14 protein-coding genes are annotated in these 16,211 nt (G+C 69.5%); 6 read left to right on the plus strand and 8 right to left on the minus strand.

The features are described from left to right. Positions 1-8 precede the first annotated feature (8 nt). A complete protein-coding gene (gene speD, locus IG75_RS0113720) occupies positions 9-389 on the plus strand; it encodes an adenosylmethionine decarboxylase (protein ID WP_245713171.1) in 381 nt (126 codons plus the stop codon). On the opposite strand, the gene IG75_RS0113725 is transcribed toward speD, so the two are convergent. Beyond that, positions 371-1,006, minus strand: a complete 636-nt coding sequence (locus tag IG75_RS0113725; protein WP_162183792.1) for a DUF5134 domain-containing protein — start codon at positions 1,004-1,006, stop codon at positions 371-373. The two genes, speD and IG75_RS0113725, sit on opposite strands and share 19 nt — an antisense overlap. A 165-nt stretch (positions 1,007-1,171) precedes the next feature. Between IG75_RS0113725 and hrpA the strand changes: the two genes are divergently transcribed. Beyond that, positions 1,172-5,353 carry an ATP-dependent RNA helicase HrpA gene (gene hrpA, locus IG75_RS0113730; protein ID WP_030521640.1) on the plus strand — a complete coding sequence of 1,394 codons (4,182 nt, stop codon included), beginning with the start codon at positions 1,172-1,174 and terminating at the stop codon, positions 5,351-5,353. A 10-nt stretch (positions 5,354-5,363) separates the two neighbouring features. Here the strand turns inward: hrpA and nrdR are convergent, their stop codons facing one another. Together nrdR and IG75_RS0113740 are read right to left on the minus strand one after the other, a co-directional pair. Beyond that, the gene (gene nrdR, locus IG75_RS0113735) at positions 5,364-5,831 is read right to left on the minus strand and encodes a transcriptional regulator NrdR (protein WP_030521641.1); all 468 of its coding nucleotides are present in this window, start codon (positions 5,829-5,831) and stop codon (positions 5,364-5,366) included. A gap of 203 nt (positions 5,832-6,034) precedes the next feature. Continuing rightward, positions 6,035-6,511 (minus strand): hypothetical protein, encoded by a 477-nt coding sequence (locus IG75_RS0113740; protein WP_156058886.1) that lies wholly within the window; start codon positions 6,509-6,511, stop codon positions 6,035-6,037. A gap of 257 nt (positions 6,512-6,768) precedes the next feature. Here IG75_RS0113740 and lexA point away from each other — a divergent pair, with 257 nt between their 5' ends. Further along, positions 6,769-7,503: a transcriptional repressor LexA gene (gene lexA / locus IG75_RS0113745; protein ID WP_156058888.1), complete on the plus strand. Its 735-nt coding sequence runs from the start codon at positions 6,769-6,771 to the stop codon at positions 7,501-7,503. Positions 7,504-7,564: 61 nt separating this feature from the next. Continuing rightward, complete coding sequence (locus IG75_RS0113750) at positions 7,565-8,317, plus strand: hypothetical protein (RefSeq protein ID WP_051714560.1); 753 nt, start codon at positions 7,565-7,567, stop codon at positions 8,315-8,317. A gap of 53 nt (positions 8,318-8,370) precedes the next feature. Here the strand turns inward: IG75_RS0113750 and IG75_RS0113755 are convergent, their stop codons facing one another. Next, positions 8,371-9,243 carry a helix-turn-helix domain-containing protein gene (locus tag IG75_RS0113755; RefSeq protein WP_030521645.1) on the minus strand — a complete coding sequence of 291 codons (873 nt, stop codon included), beginning with the start codon at positions 9,241-9,243 and terminating at the stop codon, positions 8,371-8,373. Between the two features lie 103 nt (positions 9,244-9,346). Here IG75_RS0113755 and IG75_RS0113760 point away from each other — a divergent pair, with 103 nt between their 5' ends. Beyond that, positions 9,347-10,138 carry an SDR family oxidoreductase gene (locus IG75_RS0113760; RefSeq protein WP_030521646.1) on the plus strand — a complete coding sequence of 264 codons (792 nt, stop codon included), beginning with the start codon at positions 9,347-9,349 and terminating at the stop codon, positions 10,136-10,138. 10 nt (positions 10,139-10,148) lie between these two features. Further along, positions 10,149-11,219: an NAD(P)H-dependent amine dehydrogenase family protein gene (locus IG75_RS0113765; RefSeq protein ID WP_030521647.1), complete on the plus strand. Its 1,071-nt coding sequence runs from the start codon at positions 10,149-10,151 to the stop codon at positions 11,217-11,219. A gap of 108 nt (positions 11,220-11,327) precedes the next feature. On the opposite strand, the gene IG75_RS0113770 is transcribed toward IG75_RS0113765, so the two are convergent. The 4 genes from IG75_RS0113770 to dapF all read right to left on the minus strand — a co-directional run bounded on the left by IG75_RS0113770 (position 11,328) and on the right by dapF (position 16,168). Continuing rightward, entirely contained in the window at positions 11,328-12,473 is a 1,146-nt protein-coding gene (locus tag IG75_RS0113770; RefSeq protein WP_030521648.1) for an acyl-CoA dehydrogenase family protein, read from the minus strand. 169 nt (positions 12,474-12,642) lie between these two features. Next, entirely contained in the window at positions 12,643-13,545 is a 903-nt protein-coding gene (locus IG75_RS0113775; RefSeq protein WP_081876854.1) for a lysophospholipid acyltransferase family protein, read from the minus strand. 123 nt (positions 13,546-13,668) lie between these two features. Further along, positions 13,669-15,228 carry a GTPase HflX gene (hflX, locus tag IG75_RS0113780; RefSeq protein ID WP_168165618.1) on the minus strand — a complete coding sequence of 520 codons (1,560 nt, stop codon included), beginning with the start codon at positions 15,226-15,228 and terminating at the stop codon, positions 13,669-13,671. 61 nt (positions 15,229-15,289) lie between these two features. Then, positions 15,290-16,168 carry a diaminopimelate epimerase gene (gene dapF / locus IG75_RS0113785; protein ID WP_030521651.1) on the minus strand — a complete coding sequence of 293 codons (879 nt, stop codon included), beginning with the start codon at positions 16,166-16,168 and terminating at the stop codon, positions 15,290-15,292. Positions 16,169-16,211 lie beyond the last annotated feature (43 nt).

Raw genomic sequence — 16,211 nt, forward strand, 5'->3', positions numbered from 1 at the left:
GGCCGAAGGTGACGCCGGAATTCAGCGGTCGGCACGTGCTGGCCGAGTTCGGTGGGGTGGACCGGGCGCTGTGCGACGATCTCGAGCGGCTCGAGGCCGTGCTGCGGCACGCGCTGTCCGCCGCGGGGGTGACCGTCTGCGAGGTCGTCGGTAAACAATTCGACCCGCACGGGGTGACCGTGCTGGCCCTGCTGGCCGAATCGCATGCCTCACTGCACACCTACCCGGAGACCGGGGATATCTTCGTCGATGTGTTCACCTGCGGTGCCGCCGCGGACAGTGCCGGTGCGGTGGCCGAGCTGCTGCGCGCGGCGCTCGCTCCCGAACACGTCCGGATCTCGACAGTGCTGCGCGGCCGGGCCGCCGGCGGTCAGGCCAGCAGCATATAGGCCATACCGAGATCCATGATCAGGTGCGGGAGCACGGCGACGGGCAGTCCGCGGCCCGCGGCCGGTGCGACCGGATGCGCGGCCCACCAGCGTGCCCGCCCGCTGCGCACCGAGACCAGCACCACGACGGCGTCCACCAGGAACAGGGCGGCGAAGACAGCGGCAGGCCCGGGATCCGCGCTGTGCCCGCCACCACTGTGTCCCGCCATCGTGAACAGCATCACCACGGCCGCGACCAGGTGGTACCCGATGGCCGCCGCACGCCGCCCCGCCCGGGGATACGTATCGCGGTACCAGCGCACGAGCCGGTCGCCCAGCAGCAGGGTGAACACCAGCGTCATCGCGAGCAGCACACCGTGCAGGGCATGGCTGTGCACCCGGGTGGGGAACAGCACCATCACCAGCATGACCGCGCACATCAGCAGATGCGCGGCGTCGGATTCCTGATCACCGCCGTGCGCCGCGTCACCGCAGCCCACGGCACCACCCGCGGACTCACCCGTCGCGAGCACCGGCGCGGCGAACATCACCCGGGCCAGCACCACCAGCGCCGCCACGGCGAACGCCAGTGCCACCAGGGCCCGCACCCCGGCCTGGTCGAGTACGAATCCGGCCATGCCGCACCGCCTTTCGCAAAAGCGCACCGCGTCCATATTCGCACGACCGATCGGCCGCAGGGCGGTCTTCGGGCCGCCGGACACCGCTCGCGTCACCGCCGGCCGCCGGGACCGGACCGGGCCGCGACCCGGCCGGAAGCCGGTTTCGATAGGCTGGTCGATGCAATGACCAGGACCGCAGTCACGCCCCGGGAGCTTCGTACCCGGTTGGCTTCTCTCACCCTCCGCGACGAACACCGGCTGCACCGGCAACTGGATCGAGTGCGCGGTGGCGACCTGTCCCGGATCGAGTCCGAGATCACGGCGGCCGAGGAACGTATCGCGGCCCGGCGGGCGGCGGTGCCGGCGATCACGTATCCCGAGCAGCTGCCGGTCACCGGGCGACGCGACGATATCGCCGCCGCCATCGCCGCCCACCAGGTCGTGGTGGTGGCGGGGGAGACCGGCTCCGGTAAGACCACCCAGATCCCGAAGATCTGCCTGGAGCTGGGCCGGGGTATCCGCGGGGCGATCGGGCACACCCAGCCCCGTCGGCTGGCGGCGCGCACGGTCGCCGAACGGATCGCCACGGAACTGGGGACCGAGCTGGGCGACGCGGTCGGCTATACGGTCCGGTTCACCGATCATGCCGCCGAGCACACGCTGGTCAAGTTGATGACCGACGGTATCCTGCTCGCCGAGATCCAGCGGGACCGGCTGCTGCGCGCCTACGACACGATCATCATCGACGAGGCCCACGAACGCAGTCTCAATATCGATTTCCTGCTCGGCTACCTGAAGCAGCTGCTCCCCCGGCGGCCGGATCTGAAGATCGTCATCACCTCGGCCACCATCGACCCGGAACTGTTCGCCCGGCATTTCGCCGACGCCGCGGGCAACCCGGCGCCGATCGTGGAGGTCTCCGGCCGGTCGTACCCGGTGGAGATCCGGTACCGGCCGCTGGCCCTGCCGGCGCCGGAGGAGGACGACGAAGAAGAAGATCACCGGCCGGTCGACCGTGACCCGGTCGATGCGATCTGCGCGGCGGTCACCGAACTCTTCGCCGAAGGTGACGGCGATGTGCTGGTATTCCTGTCCGGTGAACGGGAGATCCGTGATACCGCGGACGCGCTCGCGGAGCTGAAACTCTCCCGGACCGAGATCCTGCCGCTGTACGCCCGCCTGTCCGCGGCCGAACAGCACCGGGTGTTCGCCCCGCACACCGGCCGGCGGGTGGTACTGGCCACCAATGTCGCCGAGACCTCGCTCACCGTGCCGGGTATCCGCTACGTGGTCGATCCCGGGACCGCCCGGATCTCCCGTTATTCCATGCGGACGAAGGTGCAGCGGCTGCCGATCGAATCGATCTCGCAGGCCTCGGCACGGCAGCGGTCCGGGCGCTGCGGCCGCGTCGCCGACGGTATCTGCATCCGCCTGTACTCCGAGGACGATTTCGAATCCCGTCCGGCGTTCACCGACCCGGAGATCCTGCGTACCAACCTCGCCGCGGTCATCCTGCAGATGACCGCGCTCGGGCTGGGCGAGATGGAACGCTTCCCGTTCGTGGAGGCGCCCGACCAGCGCGCGGTCCGCGACGGTGTCGCCCTGCTGGAAGAGCTGGGCGCCCTCGCCCGCGGCACGCCGGACCAGCGCCCGTCGGCGGCGGCCCCGGAAGCCGGTGTCCGGGAAGCGGATCCGGCGGACCACGACGAGGCAGGACCGGGCCGGAAGCGCCGCCGGGCCGAATCGGGCCCCACCCTCACGCCGACGGGCCGGGAGATGGCGCGGCTGCCGGTGGACCCGCGAATGGGCCGGATGCTCGTCGAGGCCCACCGCAACGGCTGTCTGGCCGAAATGCTGGTGATCGTGGCCGCCCTGTCGATCCAGGACGTCCGCGAACGGCCGGTCGATCAGCAGCAGGCCGCCGACGCGAAACACGCCCGGTTCACCGTGCCGAATTCGGATTTCCTGGCGTACCTGCGGCTGTGGGAGTACCTCACGGGGCAGCGGCGGGCACTGTCCGCGAACCGTTTCCGGCGGATGTGCCGCGAGGAGTTCCTGCACTACCTGCGGATCCGCGAATGGCAGGACCTGTACGGCCAGCTGCGCACCATCACCAAGGGGATGGGCTGGTCACTGCACGAACCGGCCGCCGAGCCCGAGGCGAAGGATTCCCGCCCCGCACGCTCTGAGAACGGTCCGCGCCGCGGACGCGGACGCAACGGTGCGAAGCCGGAACGGGACGCCGCCGAGCCCGTACGGACCGCCACCGCGGCCCCCCGGCCCGTCGAGGAGATGACCCCGGACACCGATCCGTGGGACGCGACCGCCGTCCATCAGGCACTGCTGTCGGGCATGCTGTCGCATATCGGGGTCCGGGAAGCCGAGTCCCGGGAGTTCCTCGGCGCCCGTAACGCCAAGTTCATGATCTTCCCGGGTTCCTCGCTGGCCAAGAAACCGCCGCGCTGGGTGATGGCCGCGGAACTGGTGGAGACCTCACGCCTGTGGGGCCGGATCACCGCCCGTGTCGAACCCGAATGGGCCGAACGGCTCGCCGGAGATCTGGTCAAACGTATCTATTCCGAACCGCATTGGTCGTCCAAGCGCGGCGCCGCCCGGGCCTACGAACGCGTCACCCTCTACGGTGTCCCGCTGGTGACCGGCCGGCCGGTCGACTACGGACGGATCGACCCCGAGGTCTCGCGGGAACTGTTCCTGCGGCACGCCCTGGTACAGGGCGAATGGCAGACCCGGCACGAGTTCTTCCACCGCAACCGGGCACTGCTCGACGATATCGCCGATCTCGAGCACCGCGCCCGCCGCCGGGACATCCTCGTCGACGACGAGGTGCTCTTCGAGTTCTACGACCGCCGGATCCCCGCCGATATCGTCTCGGTCCGGCATTTCGACACCTGGTGGAAGACGGCCCGCCGGCAGGATCCCCACCAGCTCGATTTCACGACCGAGACAGTGGTGAACGAGAACGCCAACCGGCTGGATCCCACGGATTTCCCGGACGCCTGGCGCCAGGGCGAGCTGTCCTTCCCGCTCACCTACCAATTCGAGCCGGGCCACGCCGACGACGGTGTGACCGTGCGCATTCCGGTGGCGCAGCTGGCCCATGTCCGGGCGGTCGGATTCGACTGGCTGGTGCCGGGCATGCGCGCGGAACTGGCCGCGGCGCTGATCAAGACTCTGCCGAAACAGTTGCGGCGCACGGTGGTCCCCGCGCCGGATTTCGCGGCCGCCGCCCTGCGCGTCCTCACCCCGCGGGCAGAACCGCTGCGGACCGGGCTGGCCCGGGAGCTGACCCGCCTGGCGGCCACGCCGATCGCGCCCGGCGATATGGACCCGGCCGCGCTGCCCGAGCATCTCCGGATGACCTTCGCCGCCACCGATACCGACGGCCGCGTGCTGACCACCAGCAAGAGTCTGGCGCAGCTGCGGACCCGCCTGGCCGATCAGGTCTCCGCCTCGGTGGCCGCGGCCACGGCCAATGCCGAACGCGCCCCCGCCACCGTGTGGACCTCGGAATCCCTGGGCACCCTGGACGCCACGGTGCGCCGGGAAGTGGGCGGCCAGACCATCACCGGTTATCCCGCGCTGGTCCCGGAGGCCGGCGGAGTGGCGGTCCGCGTGCTCACCTCGCCCGCCGAACAGGCCCGGGCCATGCGGGCCGGAACCCGGGCGCTGGTGCTCAACGCGATCCCCACCTCGGTGCGCGGCGTCACCGCGGGCCTGTCCCCGGCGGATCGGCTGGTACTCAGCCAGAACCCGTACGGGTCGGTCGACGCGCTGGTCGAGGACTGCCGCGCCGCGGCCGCCGACCAGCTCATCGCCGCCGCGGGCGGACCCGTCCGCGACCCCGCGCAGTTCGAGCGTCTGGTGGCGGCGCTGCGGCCGAAGCTGAACGAGGTGGTCACCCGCATCATCCGGCTGGTCGTGCCGGTTCTGGTCGCGGCGCACGAGGTGTCGACCGCGTTGAACGGTATCCGAGAAGCCGATATCGCCGAGGATGTCCGGGATCAGCTGGCGGAGTTGCTGTTCGACGGGTTCGTCTCCGAATGGGGCCCGGCCCGGCTGCGGGAACTGCCCCGGTATCTCCGCGCGGCGCAGGCCCGGCTCACGGCCCTGCCCGGATCCGCGGTCCGCGACCGCCGGGCGATGACGGACGTGGACGCCGCACTGGCCGCCTACGACCAGCTGCTGACCCGGTTACCGGAGGCGCGGCGGAACGCTTCCGACGTCACCGATATCTGGTGGATGATCCAGGAACTGCGGGTAAGCCTGTTCGCCCAGAAGGTGGGCACGCCGTATCCGGTCTCCACCCAGCGGGTCCAGAAGGCGGTCGCGGCCGTGCGCCGCTGAGTCCGCCCGCTCAGTCCCCGAGGCCGACCGCTGCCCGGGCCTGCCGCATATCCCGGATCTCGCGTTCGAAATCCGCGGCGGAGGTGAAAGATCGATAGACCGAGGCGAAACGCAGATACGCCACCTCGTCCAGTTCGCGTAGCGGCCCGAGAATCGCCAGGCCGACCTCATGACTCGGCACTTCCGGTGATCCCTTGGCCCGGACCGCATCCTCCACCTGCTGAGCCAGCAGATTCAGCGCGTCGTCGTCGACCTCGCGGCCCTGGCAGGCGCGCCGGACCCCGCGGATCACCTTCTCCCGGCTGAACGGCTCGGTGACGCCGCTGCGTTTGACCACCGACAGGATCGCGGTCTCCACCGTGGTGAAACGCCGGCCGCATTCCGGGCAGGAGCGTCTGCGGCGAATGGCGGCGCCCTCGTCGGCCAGTCGCGAGTCGACGACCCGGGAGTCGGGGTGTCGGCAGTACGGGCAGTGCATCCGGGGTCCTTCGTCGCTGCGAACGCTCGCGGCCGAACCGGCGCCGGTCGCGGGTCCGGCGAGCGCGGGTACCGGGCCGGTGCCCGGGTACGGGTGGGCCGGTCACACGCACCGGCTCGAGTGCATAACACATCGAGGATACCGGTACGGGGTGTGCCGTGCGCGCACTCACCCCTGGTCCGGACACACGCGCCGCCGGCACGCTACCTGGACCCGGGCGCGTCGGCGGCCGGACCGGGCACCGGCGCGGCCGGAATTCCGGGCAGTGCCGGTCCGGGCGCCGGATCCGGGGCCCGCAGATGTGCCAGCGCGAGGAAGGCGACCACCACCGTCGCGGTGATCACGGCGGTCAGCGCCGTCGCCGCATAACCGGCCCGGGCCCGCTCCACCAGATCGCCGGGTTCGGGTGGCCGGGGCCGTGGCGCCACCGCCGGCCCGCGGCGCACCACCGGCGCCGCCGGCCGAACGACTGCGCGGTACCGATTCGCCCCGCCCCGGTGCGACGTCGTCGTCGCGGCGCAGGGGCGGGGCGGACCGGGCCGCCGCGTGTCCGGACCCGGCAACCCGCCCTCGTCCGGGCGGGTCGTTCCGGTCTCCCCCGCCGGGACCGGACCGGGCCGCACCCGGGCGGTGACGTCTTCCCGCGTGCCGGTACCGGTCACGCTGATGGCGGTGTTCATCGGATAGACCTCCGTGCTGGTTGCCCGCGGAACCAATGGCGGTATTCGATCAAATGTTCGACGAACTGATGTTCGATTTCTACCACGCCGGAGGGATAATGTCAGTAGCAACGCCGGACATACCTCGAACAGATGTTTGATAGATCGGAGAGCGCCGACTAGATTCACTGCACGACATCAAACCTCGGGCACAGCCGGTCCGGGCCGTCTGCCGGGACGGCGGTCACCGGGCCGGAGACCGACGAGAAAGGGCGGTTGTGGTGAGCCAATCAGACGACACGGGTGACGGGGCCGGCCCCGGCACCGAACCGGGGGCGACCGGTACGGATCTCACCGTGCGTCAGCGCAAGGTCCTCGAGGTCATCCGTTCCTCGGTGAGTCTGCGCGGCTATCCGCCCAGCATCCGCGAGATCGGTGACGCGGTCGGCCTGAACTCCACCTCATCGGTGGCGCACCAGCTGCGCACCCTGGAGCGCAAGGGGTATCTACGTCGCGACCCGAATCGTCCCCGCGCCGTGGATGTCCGCGGTATGGACGAGGCGGTCCGCTCGGTGACCACCCTGCCCCCCGCCGATACCGCGGCCGCCTCCGACGCGGCGGGCGATACCGATCAGCCGATCCCGACCTATGTACCGGTGCTCGGACGAATCGCCGCCGGTGGGCCGATCCTGGCGGAACAGGCGGTGGAAGACGTGTTCCCACTCCCCCGCGAACTGGTCGGCGACGGTTCGCTGTTCCTGCTGAAGGTGGTCGGCGAATCCATGGTCGACGCCGCCATCTGCGACGGCGACTGGGTGGTGGTCCGGCAGCAGAACGTGGCCGACAACGGCGATATCGTCGCGGCGATGCTGGACGGCGAAGCGACCGTGAAGACATTCAAACGCAGCGGCAAGGACGTCTGGCTGATGCCGCACAATCCGCATTTCGAGCCGATCCCGGGTAACGACGCGCGCATTCTCGGCAAAGTCGTCACCGTGATCCGCAAGATCTGAGACCGTCCACCGGCACCGGCGCGCCGGTGCCGGGCCTTCTCCCGGTGGCGGTGAGGAGCCCATGGCAACACATGAGGTCGCGATCGCCCGGCCGCGTTCGGCACTCGGTTCCGGGCCGGTCCCGGATCGAGTCTGGTATGCCGCCTACGGGTCGAATACCGACCCGGAACGTCTGCGCTGCTACCTCACCGGCACCCGCCCCGCCGGCGCGGTGCACCGTCCACCCGGGACCGGGCGGGGTGCGGGCGCACCGGCGGGTTGCCGCGACCGCACGCCGCCGGCCCGCTCGATCGCACTGGTGCTGCCCGGGCTGCTCTACTTCGCCACCGAATCGGTGGTCTGGACCGGCGGCCGCGCCTTCTACGACCCCGCCACCTCCGCCGAACTCCCGGTGCGCGCCTACCTGCTGACCCGGTCGCAGTTCAGCGATATCGCCGCCCAGGAGATGTACCGTCCTGCCGGAACCGACCTCGACCTGAGCGAGGCGGTGCGCACGGGTCGGTCCCACCTCGGCCCCGGTCGCTACGAAACCCTGGTCTGCCCGGGTGTATTCGACGGTCTTCCCATCCTGACCTGGACCGCCCCGTGGCGTTGGCGCGAGATCGGTGGAAACCCTCCGGCCGCCGCGTACCTCGGCCGGATCGGTACAGGTCTGCGTGCGGCGCACCGATGGTCGGTCAGCGAGACAGCGGGTTATCTGGCCAGTCGCCCGGGCGCTGCCGGTCACTGGACTTCCGCCGCTGTGGCCGACCTGCTAAGGAGCGAATACAACTCTTGGGGCCGGCGATCCGGCGTCGATCGGTGCACCTGCTGAAAGTGTGGCGGGCCGATGACCATCGTGCCGGATTCACCGCTCGGTGGCGACTCTCATCCGTCCGCGGTCCGCACTGCCACCGAGATCGACCGCGCTCCCGCACGCACGATGTCGATATACCGGGCCCGATCCGCCGGACCGGCCTCCGCCCGCAACGGGCCGAGCTGGACCTCGTAGGGCGCTGCGTCGCCGTGGAACACCGGCGCGGACACATAGCTGAGCGGCAGCGGGTGCCGGGTGCGGATATCGGCCTCGGTGTAGGCGCGCGAGGTCAACCGGCCCAGCTGGCGCAGCGCCTCGACCCGCAATTTGGGCTGCAGGAGCTCGGCGCCGAGCGCGCCGAGGAGTTCGGTCAGCAGATCAACCAGCCCGGCGTCGTCGGTTTCGGGCCGGAACATGGCGAATCCGTGCGCGGTGACGAACTCGAGTAGTTCCGCCGCCCCGGGCCGCCCGTGCGTCGTCGCCAGCCAGCGCCGCCGTTCGGCAGGGGTCCGCCACGGCATCACCGCGGCCCCCGCGGGGTAGACGACCGGAACCGACTGCCCGACGGACAGGCCCGGCACGATCCGCGCACCCGCGTACTGTTTGGCGACGATGGTGAGCCGATCGTCGGAGATGCGGCTCAGGGTTGCTCCGCAACCGGCGGCCTCGGCCAGTGCCGCGAGCTCGGCGCCCACCGCGACGGCCGCGCCCACGGGTTCGGCGGGTGACAGGCGGGACAGCGCGGGTCCGCGCCGGTAGGCCAGGCTCGCGTCCCGGACCACCCAATGCGCCTCACACAACTCGGTGAGCACTGCGGTGACCGTCGCCCGGGCCAGTTCCAGACGTTCGGCGATCTCCGAAACGGTGAGTGCCCGCTCCGATTCCGCGAGCAGTTCGACCACCGCCACGACCCGGCGTGTCGGCGGGGACCCGGCCGTCGCCATATCCGATGCTCCCTTGTCGCCCGGTACCCCGGGATCTACACTGCATCGACTATTCGATAACTCGACGTCGAATAGTCGACATCAGCATACTTCAGGAGGCGCCATGATTCTGGACCGGTTCCGGCTCGACGACCGGGTCGCCATCGTGACCGGCGCCGGGCGCGGACTCGGCGCGGCCATCGCCCTCGGCTTCGCCGAGGCGGGCGCCGACGTCGTGATCGCCGCCCGCACCGAATCCGACCTGACCGCGGTGGCCGAGCAGATTCGCCGGGCGGGGCGGCGGGCCCATATCGTGGTCGCCGACCTCGCCGATCCCGCGGCCTGCGCCGCTCTCGCCGAAACCGCGTCGGCGGAGTTCGGGCGGCTCGACATCGTCGTGAACAATGTCGGCGGCGCCATGCCCACCCCACTGCTGGATACCACGCCCGACGCCCTGACCCGGGCCTTCGACTTCAATGTCGCCAATGCCCACGCCCTGGTCCGGGCTGCCGTGCCGATCATGCTGGACACCGCCGACGGTGGATCGATCATCAACATCACCTCGACGATGGGCCGGCTTCCCGGTCGTGCGTTCGCCGCCTACGGGACCGCCAAAGCCGCACTCGCCCACTACACCCGGCTGGCCGCCATGGATCTGTGCCCGCGCATCCGGGTCAATGCCATCGCGCCCGGCTCCATCGCGACCTCCGCGCTCGAGGTCGTCGCCGCCGACGACACCCTGCGTGGCGCCCTGGAGAAGGCCACCCCGCTGCGCCGGATCGGCGATCCCGCCGATATCGCGGCCACCGCGCTGTTCCTGGCGTCCCCGGCGGGCGGATACCTGACCGGGAAAGTGATCGAGACCGACGGCGGCCTGATCGCCCCGAATCTCGATATCCCCATTCCGGATCTGTGAGGAGACACCTGTGACGTACCGCGTAGTGCACTGGGGCACCGGAAATGTCGGCCGCCACGCCCTGGCCGGGATCATCGACGATCCCCGGCTCGAACTGGTCGGCGTCAAGGTGTCCGGCAGCGCCAAGGAAGGCCGCGACGCCGGGGAACTCGCCGGGTCGGCGACCCGCACCGGGATCCTGGCCACCACCGACGCCGCCGCGCTCTTGGCCGCGAAACCGGATTGCGTGGTCTACACGGCGATGACCGACAATCGGCTCGTCGAGGCGCTCGCGGATCTGCGCACGATTCTGACCGCCGGCGTGAATATCGTCGCGAGTGCCCCGGTCTTCCTGCAATACCCGTGGCAGGTGCTGCCGCCGGATATGCTCGCCCCGATCGAGGATGCCGCCGCCGCGGGCGGTGCGTCGCTGTTCGTCAACGGAATCGACCCCGGCTTCGCCAACGATCTGCTGCCGCTGGCGCTGGCCGGTACCTGCCGGCGAGTGGATCGGATCCGCTGTATGGAGATCCTCGACTACGCGACCTACGACAATTCCGCGGTGATGTTCGACATCATGGGGTTCGGCAAACCCTTGGACGAGACCCCCATGCTCCTGCAACCCGGGGTGCTCTCGCTGGCCTGGGGCAGCGTGGTGCGCCAGCTGGCGGCCGGGCTGGGCGTGGAACTCGACGCCGTCACCGAAACCCATGAACGGATTCCCGCACCCGAGGACATCGAGATCGCGGCGGGCACGGTCGCGGCCGGTACCACCGCGGCCATGCGCTTCGAGGTCCGTGGGATGGTCGGCGACCGGGTCGTCACGGTGCTGGAACACATCACCCGGACGCGCGCGGATCTGGCGCCCGACTGGCCCCGGCCGGCCCAGGAGGGCGGCTCGTACCGCGTCGAGATCACCGGCGAGCCCAATTACGCCATGGATCTCTGCCTGTCCAGCGACAACGGCGACCACAACCACGCCGGACTGGTGGCCACGGCCATGCGGGTGGTCAACGCGGTCCCCGCGGTGGTGGCCGCCGCACCGGGCATCCGCACGACCCTGGACCTCCCGCTGATCACCGGGCCGGGGCGGGCAGACTGAAATACCTGTACCCCGACGGGATACAGGTATTTCGATTTCCGGCCGGCGCCCCGTAGCAGGACGCAGACGGGACAAGGGCCCTGTACCGGGCCCTGAAACCTCAGACGCTCAAGACAGTTTCAGCGACCGCCCGATGATCTCCTTCATGATCTCGGTGGTGCCGCCGTAGATGGTCTGCACGCGCGCGTCGAGGTAGGCCTGGGCGATCGGGTATTCGCGCATATAGCCGTAGCCGCCGTGCAACTGCAGGCAGCGGTCGATGAGATCGACCTGCTCCTCGGTGCTCCACCATTTGGCCATGGCGGCATCCTCCGCCGAGAGGGTGCCCGCGTTGAGCTCGGTGATGCACCGGTCGACCAGCACCCGTACGGCCGTGGCCTTGGTGGCCAGTTCGGCGAGCACGAACCGGGTGTTCTGCAGGGCGCCGATCGGCTTACCGAACGCCTTGCGGTCACGGACGTACTGACAGGTGTAGTCCAGGCAGGTTTCCATCGCCGCGGCCGCCATCACCGCGATCGACAGCCGCTCCTGCGGGAGGTTCTGCATCAGGTGGATGAAGCCCTTGCCCTCTTCACCGAGCAGGTTGGCGGCGGGAATCCGGACATCGCTGAAGCTGAGTTCGGCGGTGTCCTGCGCCTTCAGGCCCAGCTTGTCCAGGTTGCGGCCCCGTTCGAAGCCCGGCATCCCACGTTCCACCACCAGCAGGCTGAAGCCCAGGGCACCGGCCGAGGGGTCGGTCTGAGCGACCACGATGACGATATCGGAGTTGATGCCGTTGGTGATGAAGGTCTTGGCACCGTTGAGAACCCAGTCGTCACCGTCGCGAACCGCGCGAGTCTTGATGCCCTGCAGGTCCGAACCGGTGCCGGGCTCGGTCATGGCGATCGCGGTGATGAGCTCACCGGAACAGAACTTCGGCAGCCAGCGCTGTTTCTGCTCGTCGTTGGCCAACTCCAGCAGATACGGTGCGATGACATCGTTGTGCAGGCCGAACCCGAGACCGGAGTACTGCCCGCGCACCGATTCCTCGGTGATGATGGCGTTGTAGCGGAAATCCTTCACTCCGCCGCCGCCGTACTCCTCCGGCATCGCCATACCCAGGAAGCCCTGCTTACCGGCCTCGAGCCAGACCGCACGATCCACGACGCCCTGTTCCGCCCACTGGTCGTGGAACGGCGCCACATGCGTCTCCAGAAACTTGCGGTACGACTCCCGGAACAGCTCGTGCTCGGGCTCGAACAGTGTGCGCTCCACACCAACCTCCTAGTGAACACTCCGGACGGGACCGCGCCGGCCCGTCACTGCGACCTACCGTACCCGGAGTGTGAATCGGTGTTCACTTCACTGTCCAAATTACCTGGTGCTCCCCTCCTGCGCCCAGCAGTCGCACCGCCTTGCCATTCACCCGGCGGAGCCGCTCCCCTCAGACGGGCAGCAGTTCGCGCAATCGCCCACCGAGCGTGCGGCCGCGGTCGACGGTCTGATGCCCGAGCAGGAACAGCAGTTCCTCCCGTACCGCCTTCTGCACCACTCGGGAGAGCTGCTCGGCGGCCTCGTCGATATCGCCGGTATCGCGCCACGGCCCGGTATCGATGGGCGTCCCGGCGGTGAAATAGAACCGTTCGGGACGCGGGATCGGCGTGAGACCGATACCACGCACCAGCGGCGGGGTGAGTTCGGAATGGATACCGAGCGCTTCGACCAGCAGCCGCACCGGCCGCAGCAGCCGGTCGTCCTTGTCGGCGACGATGTCGTAGGCATCGTCGATCCCGATCATCGCCACCGGCACGATCGGCGCACCGCATTCGATCGCCATCCGCGCGAAGCCGGTGCGGCCCTCCCACCGCAACGCGTACTTCTCCCCCTTGCGGCGGATCGCCTCCCGACCTCCACCGGGAAAGACGAGAACCACCTCACCCCGATCGAGCAGCGTCCGGCAATTGTCGCGGGTCCCGCGCACCGATCCGTAGTAGTGCAGCAGATGCCGCACACCCGGTACAGAGATGAGCAGATTCTCGGCGAGACCGCGGATCAACCGGCCGCGCGTACGGAACACTTCCGGTAGCAGTAACGGCGCGTCGATCAAGCCGAGCAGGTTGTGATTGGCGACCAGTAGCACCGGCCCCTCGGCGGGGATGTTGTCCAAGCCGAAGAAACGGGGACTGCTCCAGGCCCGGAGCGGCGCCAGGGCCGCCTCCAAGAGCCGGAGGTCGATCGCACTCGGATCGACCGATACCGGCGCGCCGTCACTGAGCCCGGTTCGGTCCATCAGCGCCTTGCGCTGTCGGTCGTCGCCGCCGAGAGCGGTGCGGCCGTTCTGTGACATAAAACCCTCCTGATGTCGACTCATACCGATTGTGAATCGCCAGGAGTCGATATCCCACAGGGTTATGCAATGTCCCACATTTTCGCGACCTAGATCAGCACGGGCGGCATGCGCCCGAACCCGTCACGCCGGCGGGTTGCCCGCGTTGGCGTAGCCGGAAAGGGCCGCTGCCAGCGCACTCGGTACGCGCGCTTGGACACGGGTGCCGTTTTCGGTGTGCTCGGAACGCGAAATCCTGCCGTCGGCATGGATTCTGGCGAGCAGATCGCCGCGAGTATACGGAAGAAGTACGCTCACTTCCACATCCAGCCCGCCGAGCACCTCGTCAAGCCTGGTACGCAACCGGTCGATACCGAGGTCCTTGTGCACCGAGACGAATTCGGCGCCGGGCAGCAGACCGCGCAGCCGGGTCAGCTCCACCGGATCGACCTCGTCGATCTTGTTGACCACCAGCAGTTCGGGCGGCGCGGGCTGTCCCGATTCCCGGATCACCTCGGTGACGACCTCCCGGACCGCCTTGATCTGCTCGGCGGGCAACGCGTCGGAGCCGTCCACCACATGGAGCAGCAGATCGGCGCCGGTGACCTCTTCCAGAGTGGAACGGAACGCCTCGACGAGCTGGGTCGGCAGGTGACGGACGAAGCCGACGGTATCGGTGAACACCACCTCGCGGCCGTCCTCCAGTTCGGCGCGGCGGGTGGTCGGGTCCAGGGTGGCGAACAGCGCGTCCTGCACGAGCACACCCGAGCCGGTGAGCGCGTTCATCAGGCTCGATTTTCCGGCATTGGTGTAGCCCACAATGGCCACCGACGGCACCCCGCTGGAGGTGCGGCGCGCGCGCTTGGTGTCACGAGCGGTCTTCATCTCCCGGATCTCGCGGCGCAGTTTGGCCATCCGCTCCCGGATCCGCCGCCGATCGGTTTCGATCTTGGTCTCACCGGGGCCGCGCAGGCCCACGCCACCGTTGCTGCCGGCCCGGCCGCCCGCCTGCCGCGACATGGATTCACCCCAGCCGCGCAGCCGGGGCAGCATGTACTCCATCTGGGCCAGCGCGACCTGCGCCTTACCTTCGCGGGAGGTGGCGTGCTGGGCGAAGATATCCAAGATCAACGCGGTCCGATCGACCACCTTGACCTTGACGACCTTCTCCAGCGCGGTCAGCTGCGCCGGGGTGAGCTCACCGTCGCAGATCACGGTGTCCGCGCCGGTGGACAGCACCACCGCCCGCAGTTCCTCGGCCTTGCCCGATCCGATATAGGTCGCGGGATCGGGCCGGTCGCGCCGCTGGATCAGGGCTTCGAGCACTTCGGATCCGGCGGTCTCGGCGAGCCGGGCCAGTTCGGCCATACTCGCCTCGGCCCGCGCCACACTGCCCTCGGTCCACACCCCGACCAGCACGACACGCTCCAGTCGCAGCTGCCGGTACTCGACCTCGGTGATATCGGTGAGCTCGGTGGACAGACCCGCGATACGGCGGAGCGCGCTCCGCTCGTCCAGCTGCAGTTCGCCGGTGGTCGGATCGCTGGACCAGCCGGCGCGCCGCGTACTCGGCGTGGCTCCGTTCGCCTCGGAGGTACCCGAGTCGATATCGTCGACGGTGACGCCCGGATCCGTCTCCGGCGAGTGCGCGTCGAACGATTCAGGGGACCCGTTCATGGTCCCGGAAATGTCAGAATTTCTCATACACCATCCATGCTGCCACTGATGCGCTGGTCGGCGCATATGATTTTCCGCCCGGACGCGGCTACAGCGCGTCCCACCACTGCGCGGCGAGCCGGCCGGTGGCGAGAAGTTCGGAGGGGCCGCGCAGCCACGCCGCGCCCGCGTCCACCCCGACGCGCACTTCCCCGCCCGGAATCCGTACGCCGACCTCGCCGGTCCCGTCCGCGAGATCGAATCCGTCGGCCGCCAGAGCCGCGGCGGCCGCGGCGACGGTTCCGGTGCCGCAGGAGCGGGTCTCGCCGACGCCGCGCTCGTAGACCCGCATATCGACCGTGCCGTCGGCATCGAGCCCGGTCAGGATCTCGACGTTCACGCCGCGCGGGAACATATCGGGGTCGTATCCGGGAGGCGCCGTGAGATCCAGTTCGGCCAGCGCACCGGCCGACAGATCCGCGACGCACGCCAGATGCGGGTTGCCCACATCGATACCGAGTCCGGGGTATCCACACCCGGCCACGGTGGCGGTCGAGGCGCCGAGCACCCGCACCGGACCCATATCGACGGTCACCTCTCCCGCGACCGCACCTGCCGAATGCACGACGACCGGGCGTGCCCCGGCCCGGCTGCCGACCACGAACTCCGCGCCGTCGACCAGACCGCGGGCCACGAGATAGTGCGCGAAGACACGCACCCCGTTCCCGCACATCTCCGCGATCGAACCGTCGGCATTGCGGTAGTCCATGAACCAATCGCCCGGGCCCACGCCCTCGGGGTATTCGCCGAGTACTCCCGCGGCGAGCAACTCGCCCGCCCGGGCGACACGCAGTACACCGTCGGCGCCGAGCCCACGGCGCCGGTCGCACAACGCCGCCACCCGGGACACGGTCAGGTCGAGCCGCACCTCCGGATCGGGCAGCACCACGAAATCGTTCTGGGTGCCGTGGCCCTTGGTGAACTCCACTTCCTTGTCGTTCCAACTCTGGAGCACGTCAGGCCTCTCCTGC

The organism is Nocardia rhamnosiphila NBRC 108938, assembly GCF_000720425.1.
Lineage (GTDB): Bacteria > Actinomycetota > Actinomycetes > Mycobacteriales > Mycobacteriaceae > Nocardia > Nocardia rhamnosiphila.